The sequence below is a fragment of the Neobacillus sp. BF23-41 genome (assembly GCF_041106275.1).
The window spans coordinates 164099-187039 of sequence record NZ_JBGBPR010000006.1; the positions used below are offsets into that span (position 1 = coordinate 164099).

General features: G+C 40.9%; 15 protein-coding genes and 1 other annotated feature. All 15 genes read right to left on the bottom strand.

Translation table 11 applies throughout. The features are described 5' to 3' along the window. Window positions 1-2: 2 nt before the first annotated feature. The 15 genes from AB7942_RS12295 to AB7942_RS12365 all read right to left on the bottom strand — a co-directional run bounded on the left by AB7942_RS12295 (window position 3) and on the right by AB7942_RS12365 (window position 22925). A complete protein-coding gene (locus tag AB7942_RS12295; protein ID WP_088089312.1) occupies window positions 3-317 on the bottom strand; it encodes a rhodanese-like domain-containing protein in 315 nt (104 codons plus the stop codon). A gap of 48 nt (window positions 318-365) precedes the next feature. Continuing rightward, entirely contained in the window at window positions 366-2783 is a 2418-nt protein-coding gene (gene leuS / locus AB7942_RS12300) for a leucine--tRNA ligase (protein WP_369447063.1), read from the bottom strand. A 43-nt stretch (window positions 2784-2826) separates the two neighbouring features. Beyond that, window positions 2827-3048: a binding site (T-box leader), on the bottom strand. A gap of 191 nt (window positions 3049-3239) precedes the next feature. Then, complete coding sequence (locus AB7942_RS12305) at window positions 3240-7598, bottom strand: endo-alpha-N-acetylgalactosaminidase family protein (protein WP_369447064.1); 4359 nt, start codon at window positions 7596-7598, stop codon at window positions 3240-3242. A gap of 222 nt (window positions 7599-7820) precedes the next feature. Continuing rightward, window positions 7821-8807, bottom strand: coding sequence for a tagatose-bisphosphate aldolase (gene lacD / locus AB7942_RS12310; protein WP_369447065.1), 987 nt, complete (start codon window positions 8805-8807; stop codon window positions 7821-7823). Window positions 8808-8822: 15 nt separating this feature from the next. After that, window positions 8823-9758 (bottom strand): tagatose-6-phosphate kinase, encoded by a 936-nt coding sequence (lacC, locus tag AB7942_RS12315; protein ID WP_369447105.1) that lies wholly within the window; start codon window positions 9756-9758, stop codon window positions 8823-8825. A gap of 25 nt (window positions 9759-9783) precedes the next feature. Continuing rightward, the gene (nagA, locus tag AB7942_RS12320) at window positions 9784-10932 is read right to left on the bottom strand and encodes an N-acetylglucosamine-6-phosphate deacetylase (protein ID WP_369447066.1); all 1149 of its coding nucleotides are present in this window, start codon (window positions 10930-10932) and stop codon (window positions 9784-9786) included. Window positions 10933-10965: 33 nt separating this feature from the next. Next, complete coding sequence (locus AB7942_RS12325; protein WP_369447067.1) at window positions 10966-12132, bottom strand: SIS domain-containing protein; 1167 nt, start codon at window positions 12130-12132, stop codon at window positions 10966-10968. A gap of 14 nt (window positions 12133-12146) precedes the next feature. Next, window positions 12147-13061 carry an ROK family protein gene (locus AB7942_RS12330; protein ID WP_369447068.1) on the bottom strand — a complete coding sequence of 305 codons (915 nt, stop codon included), beginning with the start codon at window positions 13059-13061 and terminating at the stop codon, window positions 12147-12149. A gap of 420 nt (window positions 13062-13481) precedes the next feature. Beyond that, window positions 13482-14315: a carbohydrate ABC transporter permease gene (locus AB7942_RS12335; protein ID WP_369447069.1), complete on the bottom strand. Its 834-nt coding sequence runs from the start codon at window positions 14313-14315 to the stop codon at window positions 13482-13484. Window positions 14316-14329: 14 nt separating this feature from the next. Continuing rightward, complete coding sequence (locus AB7942_RS12340; RefSeq protein ID WP_483310870.1) at window positions 14330-15250, bottom strand: carbohydrate ABC transporter permease; 921 nt, start codon at window positions 15248-15250, stop codon at window positions 14330-14332. Between the two features lie 88 nt (window positions 15251-15338). Further along, window positions 15339-16589 carry an ABC transporter substrate-binding protein gene (locus tag AB7942_RS12345; protein ID WP_369447070.1) on the bottom strand — a complete coding sequence of 417 codons (1251 nt, stop codon included), beginning with the start codon at window positions 16587-16589 and terminating at the stop codon, window positions 15339-15341. Window positions 16590-16792: 203 nt separating this feature from the next. Beyond that, window positions 16793-18067, bottom strand: coding sequence for a Gfo/Idh/MocA family protein (locus tag AB7942_RS12350; protein ID WP_369447071.1), 1275 nt, complete (start codon window positions 18065-18067; stop codon window positions 16793-16795). Between the two features lie 92 nt (window positions 18068-18159). Continuing rightward, complete coding sequence (locus tag AB7942_RS12355) at window positions 18160-19209, bottom strand: LacI family DNA-binding transcriptional regulator (protein ID WP_369447072.1); 1050 nt, start codon at window positions 19207-19209, stop codon at window positions 18160-18162. A 305-nt stretch (window positions 19210-19514) separates the two neighbouring features. Next, complete coding sequence (locus AB7942_RS12360; protein ID WP_369447073.1) at window positions 19515-20246, bottom strand: GntR family transcriptional regulator; 732 nt, start codon at window positions 20244-20246, stop codon at window positions 19515-19517. Between the two features lie 111 nt (window positions 20247-20357). Then, the gene (locus AB7942_RS12365) at window positions 20358-22925 is read right to left on the bottom strand and encodes a beta-galactosidase (protein WP_369447074.1); all 2568 of its coding nucleotides are present in this window, start codon (window positions 22923-22925) and stop codon (window positions 20358-20360) included. Window positions 22926-22941: the final 16 nt, after the last annotated feature.

Genomic DNA, 22941 nt, shown 5'->3' on the forward strand with positions numbered 1-22941 from the left:
GGTTATTCTGTGTATTCCGTTTCTCCTGTCCATGCGAGCATGCCGCCAACCATATTGCGGACCTTAAAGCCTTGGTCCTGCAGATAATAGCAGACATTCCCACTGCGGGCACTTGAGCGGCAGATAAAGATATATTCTTTATCCTTATCAAAATAGTCAAGATTAGCCGGAATGTCCCCCATGCGAATATGCTTGGCCCCGGGTACCATCCCGAATACTACTTCTTCATCTTCCCTTACATCCACAAGCTCAAGTTTTTCCCCTGCCTCAAGCTTTTTTTGTAATTCTTCTGGTGTAATCGTTTGAATTTCTTCCATCAAGTCCATCCCCTTTAGGAAAAACAGCCCCGGAGAGGGGCCGTTCTTTTAATTTGCAACAATATTAACAAGTTTTCCCGGAACAGTTATCACCTTGCGAATTGTTTTTCCTTCAATTTGTTCCTTTATGTGGGCATCTTCCATAGCGATTCCTTCTAGTGACTCTTTGCTTGCATCAGTTGGAACCATAAGCTTTGTTTTTACTTTACCATTAACTTGGATGACAATTTCAACTTCATCATCGACTAGTTTCGCCTCATCAAATGCAGGCCATGTTTGGTAAGCTATCGTTCCACTGTGACCTAACTTTTCCCATAGCTCTTCAGCGATATGCGGGCAAATAGGGGCAAGCATTTTAACGAATCCTTCAATGTACTCTTTTGGCAGTACCGTTGCTTTATAGGCATCATTAATGAATACCATCATTTGTGAAATAGCCGTATTAAATCTTAAGCCCTCATAATCCTCCGTCACTTTTTTCACGGTTTGATGATACACTTTTTCCAGTGTTGAGGCTTCATCAGTTGCTTGAATCTTTGGATTTAGTTCACCGTTTTCCTCAACCAATAAGCGCCAGATACGATCTAAGAAGCGGCGGGAACCATCCAACCCATTTGTCGACCAAGCAATCGATGCATCAAGCGGTCCCATGAACATTTCATACAGGCGAAGGGTATCAGCACCATGGCTGCCAACGATATCGTCAGGGTTTACTACATTCCCTTTGGACTTACTCATTTTTTCATTTCCTTCACCTAGGATCATTCCTTGGTTAAATAACTTTTGGAATGGTTCTTTGGTTGGAACTACACCGATATCGTACAAAAACTTGTGCCAGAAGCGAGCATAAAGTAAATGTAATACCGCATGTTCGGCACCGCCAATGTAGATATCAACAGGAAGCCAATGATTTAATTTTTCCTGTGAAGCAAGTGCCCGATCATTTTTCGGATCAATATAACGTAAATAATACCAGCAGCTGCCCGCCCATTGCGGCATGGTATTCGTTTCACGGCGACCCTTTTTACCTGTTTCAGGATCCACGACATTCACAAAATCAGAAATGACCGCAAGTGGTGATTCACCTGTTCCGGAAGGACGAATCTCCGTAGTTTTTGGCAACATCAATGGAAGCTGGTCCTCAGGAACTGCAGTCATTGTGCCATCTTCCCAATGGATAATCGGAATTGGTTCACCCCAATAACGCTGACGGCTAAATAACCAGTCACGTAAACGGAAAGTTACTTTTTTGGTACCGATCCCTTTTTCTTCTAACCAAGCAATCATTTTTTGAATGCCTTCCGTTTTATCCAAACCATTTAAGAAATCAGAGTTAATATGTTCTCCGTCTCCTGTGAAGGCTTCTTTGTCGATATCTCCACCTGCGACAACAGCCTTAATCGGCAGGTTAAATTCCTTTGCGAATTCATAGTCTCGTTCATCGTGTGCAGGAACGGCCATGATTGCACCGGTTCCATAGCTTACTAGCACATAATCAGCAATCCAGATTGGCATTTTCTCACCGTTGGCAGGATTGATGGCATAGGCGCCAGTAAATACTCCTGTTTTCTCTTTGGCAAGATCCGTACGTTCCAAATCGCTTTTCGTCTTAACTTTGTCTAAATAGGCATCAACCGCAGCACGCTGTTCAGCTGTTGTTATTTTATCAACAAAGGAATGTTCAGGTGCAAGCACGGCATACGTAGCACCAAATAAAGTATCAGGGCGAGTAGTGAAGACAGTGAATGTCTCCTCATGTCCTTCGATTGAGAAGGTAACTTCCGCACCTTCTGAACGGCCGATCCAGTTGCGCTGCATTTCCTTCAAGCTTTCAGGCCAATCAAGTTCTTCAAGGTCTTCCAGTAAACGGTCACCGTAAGCGGTGATTCGTAACATCCACTGCTTCATCGGACGACGTTCAACAGGGTGCCCGCCGCGTTCACTTTTGCCATCAATGACCTCTTCATTTGCTAGTACCGTTCCAAGTGCAGGGCACCAGTTTACCGCTACTTCATCAATATAAGCTAGGCCTTTTTCAAATAATTTCAGGAAAATCCATTGGGTCCATTTGTAGTATTTAGGGTCAGTCGTATTGACTTCACGATCCCAATCATACGAGAATCCTAATGATTTAATTTGCCGGCGGAACGTATTGATATTCTGTTCTGTAAATTCTGCTGGATCGTTACCCGTATCCAATGCGTATTGTTCCGCTGGTAGGCCGAACGCATCCCAGCCCATTGGATGAAGAACATTGTATCCCTGCATCCGCTTTAAGCGGGAAAGAATGTCGGTTGCTGTGTAGCCTTCAGGGTGTCCAACGTGTAGACCTGCCCCTGACGGATATGGAAACATATCTAAAGCGTAAAATTTTCTTTTATCAAATTCTTCGCTTGTTTTAAATGTTTTTTCTTCTTCCCATTTCTTTTGCCACTTTTGTTCGATTTGATTATGGTCGAAACTCATAATGCTCTTCCTCCTAAAAAAAAATAAAAAACCCCTCATCCCAAAAAGGGACGAGAGGATTGTATGTATCTTCCCGCGGTACCACCCACATTAGTGCTGACTGCACTCGCTTCATTCATCCTTAACGCGGAAAACGGCAAGCCTTACTATTCCTTCACGCTTGCAACTCAAAGGCGAGTTCATGATGTACCCGGTTGACTTCCACCAGCCGTCAACTCTCTATTTACGGGTATGAATCATTACTACTCCTGATCACTGTCTTTTCAATATTAATATAAAGTATTACGGTTATTGTATTAAATTTTCAGTAAGTATGCAAGCAAACTTGTGCCTAATTAAAGGATAGACTCATTTTCATTAAAATAAACATTTATCAAAAGGCTTTATTAAGAAATTGAGTCTGTTTCCTCTATAATTAAATAGAGGGAAGTGTCAGAAGCACTTCCCTCTTCAACTCTATTTCACCTGTTCAATCCGAAGGTTATCTAAAATAAATGTTCCTGCCCCGGTATCTTCATTCACACTAGTTCCATCGCTGAAAATTCCAATATAGGTTTGCCCATTGTCGGAACCAGTAACTGTAAACTCAGCCGTTTTGGTAGTGGCAGATGCTGGAAGCGTATTATTCAAACTTAGTCCCTTGGCCGCTGTAATATCTCGAACATCAATTTCTTGATTACCTGAGATAAAGCGATAGGCATTGGCAGTAGTTTGATAGTCAAAGGATACTTTATAGGTTACTCCCGGTTCAAAGTGGAAGTGCTGCGGAATCGTGCGATACACTAAGCCTTTGTTTCCGGTATTTACTTTAACGGACCAATTTCCGCCTAAGACATCATCTACTAATTTTTTACCTGCCCATCCTTTTTGTGTATAAGGAGCATGTAACTCAGACAAATGAACTCTGTTGTCTTCTACCCCTTCCGTATTACCAATCACAAATGGGTAAATTCCTTGCACGACCGATTCAAAATCTTGTTTAAATACCCCTGATGACACATTATTTTTCAAAGACTTTTGAACGACCCGAATATCATCAAATTTGGTGGTTCCTTCTCCGGCCTCACGGCTTAGAATGATTTCAGCCTTTTTTGATGTAGCCGTAAAGCTTACCTGCATTCTTTGCATTTTGCTATTGTAGCCATCATTCGTAGCATGTGAGTCTGCTTTCACAAAGTTCTTTTGAAGGCTACGTAGCGTATAATTACTTACATCTTTCACCCCGCCAGTTATTTTGATTCCGGCTTTTACATCACTATTGTTTTCTACATATACCTCTGCCACATAATCCTTGCCAGGCACCAGGTCAGTAATGGAGCGGGAAACGGTTGTATTTTTCGATGGACTTTCCATATTCAAATAATAGTCACCACTGCTTACATTACGGGCAATTTCCGTTTGATTCGTTCTCTTGACACTGACAGCATCTTTATCTCCTGCCACTTTTGTCACTTCATCTTTGACAGTTCCCGAATTGAATCCTGTGTCATAGACATGAGCACCGTTGCTCCAGTCATCGACTTGTAAACCCTTCTCTTTTTTATCCGGAATAACAACATATGGCGTTGCTGCCTCAGCTGTCAAGGTTACCTGATTATTGACCACTTCGACTTTCTGCACATCTGTTCGGCCTTTATCGGTCAATTTGTACACATAAACCTTTTGAGATGGACCAACAAATCCATCCGGCAATGTCCAAGTTGTTGTACCGCCTTCCAAATTCCAATGATACAATTTTTCAGCAGCAGGTGTTGGATTATTAAAATCTTGTTCCACCCAAGGAAGTAAATAAGCATGTTCATCAAGGACAACATTTCCATTAAGTGTAATAACACGCTCTCTGGAGTTGTCTTTCCTAGTTACAACCACATCATCCCCATTACTTGGGTCTTTTAACTTGATTTCTTTTTCAAGGTTTGTTTTTTGCTTGTTACCTTCTCCATCTGTCCACTTGGTGACAAAATACTTTTGTAAAAATTTAGTTGGTAGATTGGTATCGAATGTCATCCGGATAAACTGGTCAAAGTTCTTATCCGATTGCCAACCCTCGAAACCGGCTAATTCAAATCCGCCAAGCAACGGGTGATCAGCCGTTCCGCCTGCTTCAGGCCAATTCAACACCCAAGAATCTTTTTGGTGATTGCTAATAAAGCGAAGAACTTCAGAGTTAATTCCCTTGCTGGATGCCCCGCCGTAGTTCTTATCTGTTGCCCAGTGCTGCCATGTTGAATAATTGGCAATAGATGTACCAAACTCGGTTGATACTCTCCAACCTCTATCCATAAATTGTTCTGCCACTCGATCAGATTCCCACTGATCTTGATACCATACATCTAAATAGATAAAGTCAAGACCTGGTGCAGCTGCTTTTAATTGGTCCAGTCTTTGCGCACGTGATCCTGAGTACAAATCCTTTAATTTATTGATGGTATAAGATTGATCCAGCCAACCCCATCCTTTGGAATTTGGACCATCAATAAAATCCTCACTAAAAGCTTTGGCTTCAGGATACGTTTCTTGAGCATTAATATGGACACCAAATTCAGAGTTGTACTTATGACCATCACTAATAAGCGCTTTTAAATCGTCTGCGCCGCCAATCCGTTCACCTACATCGCTATAATCCGGGTGCCCGCTGTCATGACCTTCATTCGCATATCCTTTTAATAGCACAGCCTGGCCCAATTCATCTGTAGCGAGAGCTACCTTTTTTACATTATCCAATGTTTTTAGGAAGGGATGTTGTGCTTGTGATCCAAAATTCATGGCAATCCGTGTGCCGACAAGATTGTTTACATCTTCTGATCCTTTTATATCTTGCATGATTTCGCGGTAAGCAATCGCACCGTCTTGCCAGTCAACTTCATCATCTTTATTCAAATCGTCAGCAATAGCAATTTTCAAAGTAGGTTTAGCCGTTTGTGGTTCCGGCATAAATTCTCTTTGATAATAAAGCAAGCTGGAGCCGATTCCGATGGCTTTCGTACCATCTTTATTCTGATAACGATTAGCCACTAAATTACGGTAGCCATTGACTTCCGAACTTGACCATACACCAGCACTCAATGTGTTCGTTGACAGGAAGGCTGTATAGTATCTTTCTGAAGTTCCAATGCCTTCCAAAGATGAATCGACAGTAACATCAACATCCCCCGGTTTTGTCACATCACCGCTAATATTTGTTAATTCGGCTTTCGCATTGGTTTGAGCTGAATTAACGGAGATAAAGTTCAGATCAGCTAGTTCAACCGATTCGATTTTTGCACCTTTATCATTGTTGATTTCTTCAAAAGTATAGATCACTTTATTTTTTTGAACTTTTAATGAAACTTTAATAACAGCATCAAGGTCTTCATATTCATCGCTTACCTTTAAGGTATACAATGCTTCACTTTCACTCAGCTTTTCATAGCCTACCTCTGGATAGTAAAGTGTGCCGTTCACTTTCAATCCGTAAACAGGAGATTTTTGTCCGTCCATTACCTTATCGCCCACCCGGTATTCGATGACACGCGGGAATACTTGGTCGATAGTGACATTCATAAAATCTGAGCTTAATGTATCCTCTACCGGAGGAGTATCTGGCGCTTTAGGTGGAACGTATTCTTTAATTTTGATGTTTGAAATCGTAATGTCGGCAGCACCGCGGCTCTTTTCAAATCCAAGTAAACCTGCTATATTGACACCGCCTGATAATGTCCAGCTATTCACCTTTTTATCATTAAGGTATAAAATAGCTGTATCATCCATGAATTTCATTCGTAAATGATAGGTTTTATTTGCTTCTAATGGCACGCTTGATGTCATCGATGTCCAATTATTTGAAGGACCAAAGGTTTCACCAAAATACTGATTGTTCTGATCTCCTGTTCCCACATACGTGTAAGCAGAAGGACTTTGAACACGATAGATGAGACCGAAACGGTTCATCGCGCTCGTTCCGGGAGTAATATCAACCTCAAAAATACCATTCTTAATTCCTTTCATTTTATTGTAGACAATTCGATTCTTTTGAGTAGAGGTAACCTTGAAGGTTGCTGAACCATCTTGATTATAGGTAACGCTTCCGTCACCTGAGAGGATTTTAAAATCCCCTTCTGTCAGTTGGTTATCCGTAATGTCGACAGGTTCCACGTCACCTGAGTTTGCGCCTCCATCTCCAGGAGCATCCCCCAATTCAATGAGTACTTGGCTGTTTTTACCTCCAAAAGCACCCAGTTTAACCGCTTCCTTACCTGTAAGCAGGTTAGTTACATCATTGGATAAAGTAACAGGTCCAAATAAATCTTGGCCATCTAATGTAACATTGAAAGTGGTTCCGCTATAATCAATTTTAATGGAATGTTTAGTTCCTGCTTCTGGTAGTGGTAAGCTTGGTCTAGTGTTTAACCAGGTACCGCTGCCTTTATATTTGTATTCATAGAACCACCCCATAGAGTCATAGCCAACAAAGACAAAGTTATTAGGATCAATATAATGTGGATAGAAACCAAATCTAGTATCCGCCCCATCCAATTCTGGAATAAAGGTATATTCCATCGTTCCTGATTCTTTCGCTGCTGCCTTTTCTTCTTGAAAAATAGCTGCTTTGGTTCCATTGTCATTTCCAGCACCTGCTCCAAGCCTTGTATAGACCTTCCCATTCTGGTTGACCATTTCATTTACTTCATTGCCTCCAGATGAAATGGTAACCCATGGATTCGTAACTTCTGCTACCGCACGTAACGGCGGAATAACCCCCGTCAAGAACGTTGGAAAAAATAACACAAGTGCAAGCAGTGTATGGCTAAATCTCTTGTAATTGTTCCTGCTCAACTCTTCTCCTCCTTTGAATGTACTATTTTAATAGAAGACGATGCCTTAACATCAAAAACCACCCTCTACTTGTAATCTAGCTTACTTTGATTAAAACGCTTACACAATAAAGATATTGTTCAAATTTTTAGAAATATTGCTTTTTTAGTGAATTGCATAAAAAAAACGAACGGTGTCAGGCACCATTCGGTGTTGAGGCCAGAAAACTGTCCCCGTGCTTTATTAATTTGCTTTATCAAACCAGGAGCTGGCTGTCTCTTTCAATACTAAGTTCAGTTCTTCGATATTCCTTTTACCGATTTCTTGTAACCAGACACGACCTGCTTGTTCGCCATTGGAAGCAAAAGGTTCGACTCCGTCTTTCCAGGTTGCCCGGCCGCATAACACGCCGTTAAACGTCGAACCAGAGTCTTTGGCAAATTTCAATGTCTGTTGGAATAGCTCCGCACTTACTCCCGCACTCAAAAAGATAAACGGCAGATTAGTTGCCTCACTTTGATCCTTGAAATAGGAAGCTGCTTCTTCTTTACTGTAAACGGCTTCTCCTTCTGTATAGCCTTCCACAAAGTTCATATCTACCGGAACTTCTACCTTCAACACATCGACATGGTATTGCGGTTTAGTGAACTCCTTCATCGCTCCAACCACTTTATGCGGTTTTACTTTTGCGTACGCTTTACTTTTTACATCATTATTTTCAGCATCATATGAGACAATTTCTAAGAAAAATGGAAGGTCTTCAGCCGCACATTCGGACCCCACACGTTCCATATAGACATGTTTATAGTTATTAATTTTTTCATCTTCATCGACATCATAATAGAGTAAGAACTTGATCGCATCGGCACCGGCTTCCTTTAATCGTTTCACTGACCATTCCGGTAATAAATCCGGCAACCGTCCCGCTTCTGAGGCATCGTAGCCGGTTTTTTCATATGCCACTAGTAAGCCGGAGTCTTTGCTGCGGACCTTCGCCGCCGGCAAACCATATTCCGGATCCAACAGGATCGCTGTTGCAAAAGGTGTTAATTCTTCAGAAACCAATTCTTTGAAACGGACTATACCTTCATCACCCACATGACTGGCCTCTCCGGACGCAATCATTTTTTTCAATGAGCCGCGTTGATCAATGGCCAATGCTCCAATCACGCCATTCTCATCTGATAAACGTTTTAGCGCTTCCCATTTATTCTTGGTTAGTTCTAGCATCGTCAATCTCCCCTCTTAATCTATTTTTTCAACTTTAACTTCATTAAAGTACCGTTTGAACTTGTTCATATTAATAAAACCGGTTCCGGCTTCCATGGTATTTAACATTCCTGTGGTCATTGCCGCTTTCAGCACAGTCTCAACCGTTTGATTTCGATTCAGTGCCACTGCTAAACCAGCAACAGTCGCATCACCGGATCCAACGGGATTGACCACTTCAATCTTTGGTATCCTCACCCGGTAATAATCCTCACCTTGCCTGACAAAGGCACCTTCACTGCCCATAGACACAATTATCCACTCAATCCCCGTAAATAGTCCATGGTGTAATGCTTGTTTCAAATCAATGATCCCCGCTCTTACTTCCATGCCCAACAGCTGCGACAATTCCGCTGTATTCGGTTTGATGGCAAATGGTTTTTCCTTCTGCAGCAAGACCTGTTTTAACGATTCTCCTGACGAATCCACAAGTACCCGAATACCTTTTTTGCGGCTGATTTCTAGCATTTGATAGTAAAAGTCCGTTGATAACCCTTTTGGCAAACTGCCTGAAATTGTCACTAGTGAAGCGTTTGCAAGAATGCCTTCAAACTTACCTAAAAAGGCTGTCCCTTCCTCCTTAGATAACGTCGGTCCTGATTCTAAAATCTCTGTCTGCATGCCTTCATGAAGAATGGCTATACAATTTCTTGATTCTTTTTCGATTTTCAAAAAATCATTGGGAATCGTGCTTTTATTTAATTCCTGAACGATATAATCGCCAATCGTCCCGCCCAGCACACCCGTCGCCAGAACAGCTTCTTCCATTTGCGCAATCACTCGGGCAACATTCAAGCCTTTCCCGCCAGCCGTTTTACGGACCGTTTCTACCCGATTGACATCGTCTAACTTGAAGCGGCCAAGCGGATAGGAAATATCAACCGATGGATTCATGGTTACAGCTACAATCAACATACTCCCTCTTTCTGGTTGTTATTTAGGCTTGATAACGACAGACACCATCCATGTAAGTGGCGGTTAAATCAAGATCAGGATTCAACACGATAAAGTCCGCAGCATACCCTTCAGCAATTTTCCCACATTCGTGATCAATTTGGACACTTTTGGCAGCTGCCGTACTTGCCATATAAATGGCTTCTTCCGGGGTGGCAATTCCCCATTCGACGACATTTTTGACGGCATCCTTTAATTGCAAAATACTGCCTGCTAAACTCCCGCCTTCAATGCGGGCAGCCCCATCTTTAACTACTACAGGGAATTCTCCCAGTTGATAGTTTCCTTCCGGCATTCCTCCAGCCATCATACAATCGGTCACCATAACGGTTGAATCTCTGCCGCGGGTATTCATTAAAATGTTTGCTGCAACTGGATGAACGTGGTGTCCGTCACAAATAATTTCGGCAAAAACATCCCTTAAATTCATGGCAGCACCCACCATCCCCGGCTCACGATGATGCAACCCTCTCATTCCATTGAATGTATGAACAAAAATGGAAGCCCCTGTTTCAACCGCTTGTCTTGCTTGTTCGTACGTAGCGTCACTGTGAGCCAACGCAACCGCAATTTTTTCCTTCACGGCATATCTGATGAATTCTACTGCCCCTTGTCTTTCGGGAGCAATCGCAACCTTTTTAACCATACCTCGGGATAGGCCCTGCCATTTTTGCAACTTCTCGATCGACGGGTCAGAAAAGTATTTCGTATTTTGAGCACCTTTATGTTTTCCGGTAAAAAACGGTCCTTCCAAAAAGATCCCTTTTATTTTTGCTCCTTGTACTTTGGTATAATTCGCACCAATCATTGCAACCACGTTATTTAACGACTCGGTTGATGATGTTAAAGTGGTCGGCAAAAACGAGGTGACTCCGCAGGATAGCATCCCTTCGGAAATTACGTTCAATCCTTCAATGTCAGCATCCATAATATCGTGATTTTTAAAACCATGAATATGTGTGTCTACTAAGCCTGGAGCAACCCATTGCCCATTATAATCAATGATTTCTGCTGCTTCATCCGGCCTATCAATTGAAAAGGTACCGAATTTACCATCCTTGATTTCCAGAAAACCTGGACCTACCACCTTATCTTCTAGAAAAAACTTTTCTGCAAAAATATGATTTTTCATTAATTTCACCTCGGTACTACAAGTAAAATTCTATTACTTGAATGTGTGGATGGTTACGCCTTTTACAACTCGGTTGACTATTCCACTTGGCGAAGGAGTATCCGGTTTGTTCCCGACCTTAATCGAAGCTAACAGGGCGAGCGTTTGGCCGACCATGGCATACGGCAGTGACAAATAGACATCCGGTACAGTGCGGGCATCGCTGTCAAATAAGAACGTATCACCGGCATAATTGATGTCCATGTCAACGGCGACTGCACAAATATAGGCTGCGATTTGATCCTGTCTCAATTCATTTAACATATCCAAATCATATTTGCGCGTATACGGGTGGTTAGAAACAAACACAAACACGATAGCTTTTTCATTCACAAATGATTTAGGACCGTGGCGGAATCCAAGTGATGAATCAAAGGAAGTGGCAATTTTACCGGCAGTTAACTCTAAAATTTTTAATTGCGCCTCTCTTGCCAAGCCTTCAAAGCCACCTGAGCCAAGATAAATAATCCGTTCAAAGTCGGATGTAATCATCTTTTCAATATCTTCTTCTCTGCTAATAACACTTTGACCCATACTGCGGATTGTTTCAACAATGGTCAATTTTTCTTCCACTGTCAGTGAATCAAAAATGAGCAGCGCAGTTAGGGTCATACAGGTGTAGCTACCCGTCATCGCAAAGCCTTGATCATTGGATCTTTCTGGCATCAACAGTAAGAGATTGCTTTCATCCCCTTCTGCCCGCTTTGCTAACTTACCGGCCTTTGAACAGGTGATTGTGATCTGGTAGAGATCGGTTACCACTTGTTCCGCTAATTCAACAGTCGCAACACTTTCCGGACTGTTACCACTTCTTGCAAAAGAAATCAATAAGGTCGGGATGTCTGCCTTTAAAAATTGGTAAGGATTTGACACAATAGCAGTCGTTGGAACACTCATCATGTCCCACTGTTTCTCATCGATTTTTCCTTTTAAATAAGGGATAATGGTGTCACCGACATATGCGGAAGTTCCAGCCCCCGTAAAAATAACCCGGACACGATCGTGCTTTTCTGTCAAGTTCTGTAAAAAGGCTTCAATCTTATGGTTCTTCCCAGTATACAATGCAAATGCTTCACCCCATAATTCAGGCTGTTGCTTGATTTCCTGGGTTGTAATTGATGCCCCTAATGGCATTATTTCTTTCTTACTTAATGAAGACATATGTGTCACACCTCTTATGATTTTTTGTTTCCTTCGAATACCCGCAACCCAGCACCAACCACTCCATTATTTTGCTTAATTGTGCTAATTACCATTTGGTTTAAGAGATGATGTTGTTCAGGGATTTGATACGATTTCAGTTTTTCTTTTATGATGTCAAGCAGAAAAGGGTTGTTTACGATGACACTGCCGCCGAAAACAATTTTATGCGGGTCTAGTAAACAGGAAATCGAGTACAAGCCTTGTGCCCACGTGTCTGTCACTTCATCGATGATGGGCTGATATTCGCGGACCCCGTCTTGATAGCTTTCAAAGACATCCTTGGTCGACAGAGATGCCAATTGCAATTTCTTTTGTGCTAATTTTTCAATCGCCGGTCCAGCAGACGCATGTTCCAACCTCATCAATTTCTTCCCAGTAACCTTTGAAAGGACAGGAATTAACCCAAGTTCTCCGGCAAATCCAGCCCCTCTGAAAAAAGAACCATTATGAATAATAGAGCAGGAGATGCCCGTACTAATCGTCACGTAGACAAACGTTTCATCGCTTTTTGTCTGGGCTGACTTCCACTCGGCAAAGGCCGCCATGTAAACATCATTATCGATAGTAATCCTCCCGAGTCCAAATTGCTCCCGTAACCGAGAAGTGACAGGAAACTGGGCCCATGGTAAATTATTTTGATAAACCGCAACCCCCTGCTCTTGATCCACTTTTCCTGGTACACCGACACCAATGCCTTCCATGTCCGCTAGCGAATAAGTAGAATCTTCAAGAACTTGTTCTACAGCTTCTACCACTTTAACAAACATCTTTTCTCTGTCAGAAGGATCACTTTTTAACTCCGCACGTTTGAACAATTCCCCTGTTTCCGATATTATGCCCGCCGCAATCTTTGTCCCGCCAATATCAATACCAATTGCCATTTTCATGTTCCTGCACCTCTACTGCCAATTTTGCTTTATTCGAGTGTACCTACTCATCTGTTGTAAAATTTGATGTAATCTGAAAGACGAGTTTTCTTAAAAAAATCCATTCCACACGCTTTGTAACATTGGGTTGATGGTACAAGTTAAGCAGCAAAAAAACTAATAGAAACTAGACTATGAGAATAATAATCTGTTTATTGTAAGTAATTCTATTATACTACATCAACTTGTAGGGTCAACCCAACATTTTAAATACGTTTTATTTTTAGGGGGAGAAGATATTATTTTTTATTAGGGTAACCAATCCAGGACGTGCCATCGGGAGCCGTTTTCTACCAGTCTGGATATTAAACAAAAGTTATACTTTCCAATAAGCTAAATAAAAACAACACATGCAGCCTGGTACGACTGCATGTACTATTTTTATTTTCCTCCTGTTACAGCTATTCCTTCAATAAATTGTTTTTGCAGGATGATAAATAAAATCAACATTGGCAAGATAGCTAAAAAGGATCCAGCCATTAGTATCGGATAGTTGGTTAAATATTGACCTTGGAGCGATGACAATCCGACAGAAAGGGTCATTGATTCCGGAGAACTATTCACAATCATTGGCCACATTAATTCATTCCAGCTCCAAAGAGTTGTGAAAATACCTAATGCAACCAAACCCGGTTTAGCTAGCGGAAGCATAATCTTCCAGTAAATTTGGAAATGGTTGCAGCCATCAAGCCTGGCTGCTTCTTCCAGTTCTTTTGGAAGCCCCATAAAGAATTGACGCAGCAGGAACGTACCAAAGGCGCTAAACAAACCAGGGACAATGACCGCTTGCAATGTATTCAGCCAGCCCAATTTCACCATAATCATGTATTGTGGCAGTAAAAACACTTGTCCAGGAACCATTAGAACAGATAACGCCAACATGAATAGAATATTCCTACCTGGAAATTCAATTCGGGCAAAAGCATAGGCGGCCAATGAACACAATAACAACTGACCGGCTGTCCGTAAGACTGTCACAACGAAGGTATTAAACATAAATTTGAAAAAAGGCAGCAGTCCAAAAACCTCTTTGTAGTTCTCCCATTTAAAATCCTCTGGAATAATAACTGGCGGTACATGAATCGACTCAGCATAGGTTTTTAAGGAGGTTAGGATCATCCATAAAAAAGGTACGACCATCGCCACCGATCCCACGATAAGGACGAAATGGATGAGGAATGTCTTATTTGTAAAAAGCTGTCTCGATCTTTCCATTGATTCTCCCTCCTTTAGTCATAATGAACCCATTTTTTCTGTAAGACCATTTGTATCGCTGTGATAATTAGGATAACAACTAATAAGAGGACAGCGATGGCTGCTGCATATCCCTTATCGTTTAATACGAACGCATGTTGATAGAATAAATAAACAATCGATTGCGTATTCTCCAGCGCTGTACTACTTTTTCCAATCATCATGAAAATTAAATCAAATACTTGAAATGCTCCGATGAGAGACATGATGCTTACAAAAAAAATTACAGGAGAGAGCAGCGGCAGTGTAATTTTAAAGAATACCCTGATTGGACCGGCTCCATCCATTTCCGCTGCTTCATAATAGGTCTTTGGAATTCCTTGCAGTCCGGAAAGGAAAATGACCATGTTATAACCAATCCCACTCCAAATGGCTACCACAATAATCGAATATAAGGCAATTTTGGGATCACTCACCCACTGGGGACCCTTGATTCCGATTAAAGATAAAAGATAGTTTAGTAGTCCGTAATCGGAATTATAAAGCCATTTCCAAACCATGGCGATAGCAGCCGGCATCGTGATGACGGGTAAAAAATATAATGTCCGGTAAACGGATTTCCCCTTAATTTTCTGGTTCAGGAGAACCGCTACGAGAATCGATAAGAAGATCCCAAATGGAACCGTAAAAATAATATAAATCCCAGTATTCTTAAATGATTTTAATAGGTTTGTATCCTCTAGCATCCGCTTATAATTATCTAACCCCGTCCACTCATACTGTCCAAATGCTCCCCATTCAGTGAAACTAAAGTAAAATGTTTGAAAGATGGGCCACAGGTAAAAAATAAACAAGCCCAACATGGTGGGAGCAATCATGAGATATGCCCAAAAGTAGTCTGATCGTTTCCTTGTCTTCGCTAAATTAGAAATCTTAAATTTTTTATTCACTTTCACTTCAACCTGTAGAGGAATTTCCTTCACTGCATTCCCTCCTTATATTAGAAAAAAGAAGAGAAGAAACAATTTCTCCTCTTCAATTTTTCTATTTCTTAGATAAAGACTCATTTGCCTTTTTCGTTAGCTCTTTTACAGCATTTTCTACACTTTCTTCCTCACTCCAAGCCTTTTTAAGAACATCGGTTTCATACTGCCAGATTTCCCCTGTACTTTTCACACTTGGAAGTGGAACAGAATATTCAACACCATCAATAAAGGCTTTAAGGTTCAAATTTGGAACAGATTGTAACCAAGCATCTTGCGTCCCATTATAAGCAGGAATCACTGTTCCTGTTTTCGCATATACTTCCGCTGCTTCTTTAGAGCCTAAGAACTGAACAAACTTCCACGCCGCATCCTTATGCTGGGTATTCGCCGCAATGACATTTGATAACCCATGAATCGCAACCGCACGCTGTTTTCCTTTTGGTACAACGGCAACGTTTAAATCAGGATTATTCTTATATTCCGGAACCATCCAAGGACCATCAAACATCATCGCTACTTTTCCTGATGAGAATAATTCAGAAGCAGCTGTTTCCGTCATTTGAGACTGTGTTGGAGATAGCCCCTCTTTAATAAAACTAATATTGTATTTAAGTGCCTCAATCGCCTCAGGCTGGTCAAATCCGACAGACTTGCGATCGTCGGAAATAATATAACCGCCATTTTGCCAAATGAAATCATAATATCCGCCTTGATTGCCCATTAAAGCAGCATATCCCCAAATACCTTTTTCTTTATTTGTCAGCTTTTTAGCCTCTTCCTTTAATTTATTCCAATCCCACGTTTCGTCTGGATAAGGTACGCCTGCTTCATCAAAGATTTTTTTGTTATACCATAAGCCTGTAGTATCAAAATCTTTTGGTATTCCAAATACTTTTCCATTAACGGTATAAAGATCAATTAAAGATTTCGGATAATTATCTAAACTAAAGTTATCTTTCTTTGCAAGGTCACTAAGCGGAAGAATCACCTTTCCTTCCGCATATTGTTCAACATGAGCACCATTCATCCACATAACATCTGGCAAGGCACCCCCAGTGGCCGCTGTTTCGAGTTTCTGGAAATATTGACCATATGCAGTCAATTCTGATTTCACTTTAATGTCCGGGTATTTTTCATTAAATAACTTAATAATTTCCTCCACAGCAGGGACTTGCTTCTTATCCCAAAACCCATAGGTTATTTCCACTTTTTCATCTTTGCCATTACCTGAAGTCGTATCACTATTACATCCGGCTAACCCTAGTAATCCTAAAATTACAGTTAAAAGCATGATAAGCCACTTTTTCAACTTGTTTCCCTTCCTTCTCTTAAATGTTTAGTAGATTCCTAAAAAGTACCCCTAGAACATGAATGGTATGATGAACTGTTTCCCTTTGATACCCCTTACAATTTTACTAACTTTAATAGTTTGTTATGAAAAAGCTGCGAACACTTATTTTAGACGATGACCACCTCCCTAAATAAGATAACTTTTAATATTGGGAGATTTCTTTAACTTTTAACACTCCCAGCTAAACTAGTAAAATATTCATCAATATTAATCGATTGACCCTGATTTAACCTGGATTTTTCAGCAGCAAATGCCATTAGGTGACTTCTTACGGATGCAGATGCGGATGAAACACTATCTTGTTTATTTCCATATTGAACCTCTCTTAGGAAGGTTCTCATAATGCCTTGATCTCCCCCGCCATGTCCTCCAATGGGGTTGTCAAAATGGATGACCGTTTCCTGTCTTGTGAGAAAATCAAAGATGGATATACGGTTTTCCTCCATATTTCCACGTATTTCTCCTTTTGTTCCCATGATTTGAACAATCCGTGTTTGTTCCCTTGTAAAACCGCACATGCTGAACGTTGCTGTTGCTCCACCCTCGAATTCCATATTGACCACCTGATGATCGACCACATCATTGTCGGAGTGATATACGCATTTTCCATAAGGCGTTTCATGCAATGCCTTTATAATGCCTTCGTTTGTATCATCTTCTGTAAATTTCTTTGCCCATCCTTTTCCTTCTCCAAGATAATACCTTCTAGCGTGAAAAGGACATTCCATTTCGGCAGGACATCCATCTAGACATCTATTTGGTGCTCCAATGGGGGCATTTACTTCCTTAAAATGCATGAGCGAACCATATGAACTAACCCGTTTACAATCCTTGCCGATCACGAAAGAAATAATATCCATATCATGACAAGATTTTTGGAGGATCATCGGGCTCGTCCTGCCCTTATTATTCCAATTGCCACGGACAAAGCTGTGGGACATATGCATGACTTCTACATTTTCATTTAGTTGCAGAGATACGACCTCCCCAATGTCCCCTTTAGAAATAATCTTTTTAATCGTTGCCCAAAATTCCGTATATCTTAGGACATGGCAGATGGTAAGCTGGCGATTATACTTTTGGGCAACATGTTCCATCATGATGCACTCGACCGGATCTGGAGACATTGGTTTTTCTAAAAGAACATGATAACCCAATTCCAATGCCTTCATGGTTGGCTTGAAATGATTTTGATCAAGTGTGCAGATAATGGCAATATCTGCGATTTTTGTTTCTTGATTCAATACCTCTTCCCACGATTCATAACAATTTTCATCAGAAATATGATGGTCCTGCTGAAATCTGGTTCTTCTTTCTTTGTTGGGCTCTGCCACACCAATTATTTTTAATTCATTCGGATACTCTAGGGCATAAGGCGCATATGCTCTTACCCCTCTGTCACCTGCCCCGATCAAAATGGCTGTCAGTGGTTTCATGTTAAACGCTCCTATCTTCAATAAATTTCGTTTTCCTTAATTTTCCCGATTTAATCCAAACGTTTTCCAATCGTTGATGAAAAAAGAACCTTTTAGGCTCGTTTTATTTTAGAAGACTCACGAATGACTAATTCAAACGGTAAAATCATCTTTATCGGAAGTTTTACTTCCTCTTCCACCATTTCCATAATCGTTTTCGCTGCCATTCTTCCTATTTCATACTTGGGGATTTCTACCGTTGAAAGCTGTGGTGATGAATATTTTCCCATTTCAAGATTATCCACGCCAAAAAAAGCGATGTCCTCAGGGATTCTAAGATGATTTTCTCTGACAGCCCTTATTGCAGCGATGGCCATTAAATCACTCGCGCAAACCATAGCGGTCGGCAAATGCGGCGGCTCCTGCTTTAGCAAATTCCTCATTTGCTGATAGCTGGTTTCCATTTTCCACTTTGTATTGATGACCCATTCTGGTTGAATCGCTAGTCCCGCTTCCACCATGGCCTGCTGAAACCCTTTAAAACGATATTCCCCAGACAAATCTTCAATGGCTGCATCAACACCTCCGCCAATAAATCCTATGTCCCGGTGTCCTTGTTTTACAAAGTACTGAACCACCGAATTGATAGCGGCTTTGCGATCATAGTCTACGATGGCCATATTTTTATCTGAATAATAAAAGTCCAGCCCTACTACAGGAATTTGTTGCTGAATATAATCGATAAGGCTGTCCTCAATCTTATCGATTAGAAGTAGTCCTTCAATCCCCAAGTCATGAATCGTCTTAAGAAGCAGTGTCTCGTTTTCGATTTCATCCTTGGTAATACTAATAAGAGTGTAATCATTATTTGCTAATGTATCGCGAATACCTGTATAAATTGTTGCAAAGTAAGGGTTCGTTTCTGCTGATTTTGGATTGGCTACCCAGCCAATTTTCATTGCTCTTGTCTTATTCTTTTCTTGCTTGTTGGTCACTAAATTTCGGGCATGCTGATTTGGAATATACCCTAACTCCTTCACTGCCTCCCAAATTTTCATTTTCGTTTCCGGATTCACATTTCTGGTCTGATCATTTTGAATCACTCTTGAAACCGTCGAAATGGAAACGCCAACATATTCCGCAATATCCTTTAATCTTGCCACTGCTAAAACACCTCTTAGGTTGAACTTAAACGCTTTCTTTAATAGGATAACAAATTTCTCTCCCATTTCGGAAATTTCTTTAAAATTATTAAAAGTTTTGTAAAAGAGGCCGTCCTTCCCTCCTTCTTGTTGACGGGTTGTTGGTACAGGATTTTCAAAAAAAAATAAACCGCAATTATTGACTGAAAATTTTAGCTAATTTAAATATACCCCTCTCTTAATTAACCTGTCAACCCACCAACTGAAATTTTATTTTTGAAGTCAATAAAAAACTCATAGACAAAATGCTATGAGCTTTTCAACGTTTATGTTAGTTCAGTGTAGAAGCGGCAGCGATCGCCACGGACAATGGAGATACAAAATTCAACAGGTGATCCCTCGGAATCATAGGCTGTTCGTTCGAGTAACAGTGCCGGACGGCCTTCTTCCGTTTGAAGGTATTCACTTTCGTCAGCACGGATAAGGACGGGTTCAAATGCCTCTTTTGCTCTGGTTACAACGATGTTGAATTGTTGCAAAAATAAATCATATAAGGATATTTCCCCCACTTTCTTAAGTTGCACCGTATCGGAAACCACGCCTTTAGGAATAAAAGATGATTCCAAAATATACGGCTCATTATTGGCACAGCGAAGACGTTTCATTTCAATCACATGCTCATCTTCTCCAAGCTGGAGCGCTTCCCGGATTTTTGCAGTTGGTATTACTTCTTCAATCTTCAAAATGATATCCTTGGGATTTAATCCTTTTTCTTTTAATACTTTGCTAAAGCTGTAGAACCCCATCAACGACTGCTGCAATTTCGGTTTTGCCACGAATGTTCCTTTTCCTTGGATACGGTAAAGGATTCCTGCCTGTACGAGCTCCTCAATTGCTTTTTTTGCTGTGTTGCGACTCACACCAAATTGATCCATTAACTGATTTTCCGAAGGGATTTTATCACCTGGTATCCAATGTCCTTTCTCAATCGAATCCTTTAATCTCTCCATTAATTGGTGATATAACGGAATTAAACTTTCATGTTGCAATGGTTCCATTTTTTAACCTTTCCTCCAAACCATACTAACATTCTTTTATTAACCTAAATTATATCACCAATACTTGTACAGTCAACCCAACAACAGGGATCTATCAAAAATGCTTATAATTTAAAGACAAACTTTTTTTTCCTCTACACATGGAATATAAGGATTAATAAACACCTGATCTGGCTTTAATCCTTCTTCATCAAAAATAACAATTTCATTATGTTCTTTTAAGAACGAGGCTGGTATCTTATATTCCTCCTGCGGGCCAATGTTCCAGTACCGTCCTAAACAGCAGCCATTAACCCAAAAACACCCTTTACTCATATGTTCAAACCGAATCTTTACAATCGGACCGTTGTCTGCGTTCCAGTCAAAACGACTTTTATACCAGCGTGGAGAAATCGTTTGTGGATTCACTACTGTCCATTGCTTTTCCTCTTGAATCTGTGCAAATGATTTTGTTTTCCAGTTTCTAATTTGGTCCACTTCTTTAAATAAATAAAGATCAAAGCGGCGAATACTTGTGAGATTCTGAGCATCTAAATCTATTACATTTTCACCCTGCTTTAAGGCATCACTGATATCAGCAACCCCATAGACAGCACTGCCCCTAGACCAAGCCGTTTGACTCTCTATCAACATCTTGACAGAACTTCCATTTACCTTAACACGCGAAACGCCTTCACCAACGAGAATCGCCCGGTTATAGCCCTGATTTATGAAAGTTCTTAACAACCCAATTCGCCCCTCAATTTTTGGTAATTGTGATAAGTGATGCGGAACTCCACACCCTTCTACCTGCCATCCTTCCCTTAATGATAAATACTTTCCATTAAGAGCAGGTGCCTCACTCATCCCTTTTGGTTCGCCTATCGCTTGAGTAAAGTTGAAACGCCCCATATTCTGAACAAGGCATGTTAACGTATTTTCCCCTTTCTTAACTGTAACCTCAATGGCAGCAGCCCCAAGCTTGCTAAGCTTGCCGACATATTGACCATTACAGAAGACCATTACGGGATCCTCAATTCTCGTAAAAATAATGGTCGTTTCCTTTGTTTCCTCAGAGTAAAATTCACTTTCATAACCTAAATAACCACTAAACTGTCCGAAGTTGCTGAAATCAAGCGGTTTATCAGCCTCTTTTACTTTTCCACTTAAAAAACAAAGATTTTCATCTGCTGCTTCCCAATGCAATGGGAGATTTTCAATACCTTTTTTCAAACGAGGAATCGCTTTTTCTAAAGATATTCTTGACACAACTTCAATCGAATAGCTGGTACCATCCTCAAAGGAAAGCTTAACGGTTTGCGACTGGCTTCCATGGAATAAATGAACCGTAACTAGATCATCTTCACCGGTTTCAAAACGATTTGGCATTGGGCAGTGGATTTCAGCATGTTTATGAAGCTGCAAAACTAAGGTCGAACGTTGGCCATTTTCGTGGTAAATGACGCCCTTCGTTGCATCGAATCCTGTCGTCTGGCCCGTGAGTGTCTTAATGGTAAAACCATTTCCTACGTTCACATTACGGACAATCGGTAAAACCGCATTGGCCTCTATCGTAAACGGAACCATTTCTCCATCAAGTAAAACCTGTGATTGAACCCGTTCCAGTCTATGATTCTCGATAAATATCACTTCACCATGAGGACTGACGACTCGTTGGGATTTTAAATAACTAGGTAGCTTTAAATTCATTCCCGATTGTTCGGCATTCGTGAATACCGGTGCAAGCCATTGGGTAAATGCATGAAACCTTTTTAATACCTCATACTTTCTTGTTGGCTGTAAATACTCATCAATGGCAACATCATAATCATACGATGTCGTAGAAAAAGTCTGTTCTCCAACTGTCCTGCCGCCCCAATGATCAAAGTTGGTGCCGCCAAAATACATGTAATAATTGATCGCAGTGAATCCATTACTCAACAGCTGATAACACTCAAATTCAAGCTGCTCAGGTGTTTTTTGATTCGCTTTATTTCCGCCCCATTGCTCAAACCAGCCAATCCAAAATTCCATTACCCCTTTCGGTTGATCGGCAAACCTCTCATCTAAAATCTCTGCAGCATGTTTGGCATCCGACCAAAAATTACGGAATTCCACAGCACCATCAACGGCTCCATAGCAGGTAACAAACGGTACATCAATGCCTCGTGACATCATACCGTCCCGCAGGTACTCCATATACGCCTTATCTGGTTTACCATAAGCCTGGAACTCGTTTTCAATTTGGACCATAATGACGGACCCATTTTTCGTTAACTGAAATTCATCAATGATTGGTATGACCTGATCAAAATATTTATCTACATATTGTAAAAAGAAAGGGTCGGCGGAACGATATTGAATCCCCTTTTTCGTAGAGAGCCACCAGGGAAAACCGCCGAAATCCCATTCCGCACAAATGTATGGCCCCGGTCTCGCAATTACATATAATCCTCTGTCAGCGCATAACTGAAAAAAGTGCGCTAAATCTTTGTCGCCAGAGAAATCCCATTCCCCTTCATTCATTTCATGGAAATTCCAAGGTATGTATGTTTCAATTGTATTGCATCCTCCAGCTTTCGCCTTGTCTAAGACTTCACTCCACTCCCCTTTTGGAAGGCGGAAATAATGGATGGCAGCAGATAGGATAAAGATTCTTTCATTATGAATCTTCCAGCTTTTTTTATCATAAGTAATCATCTAAACACCTCCACAA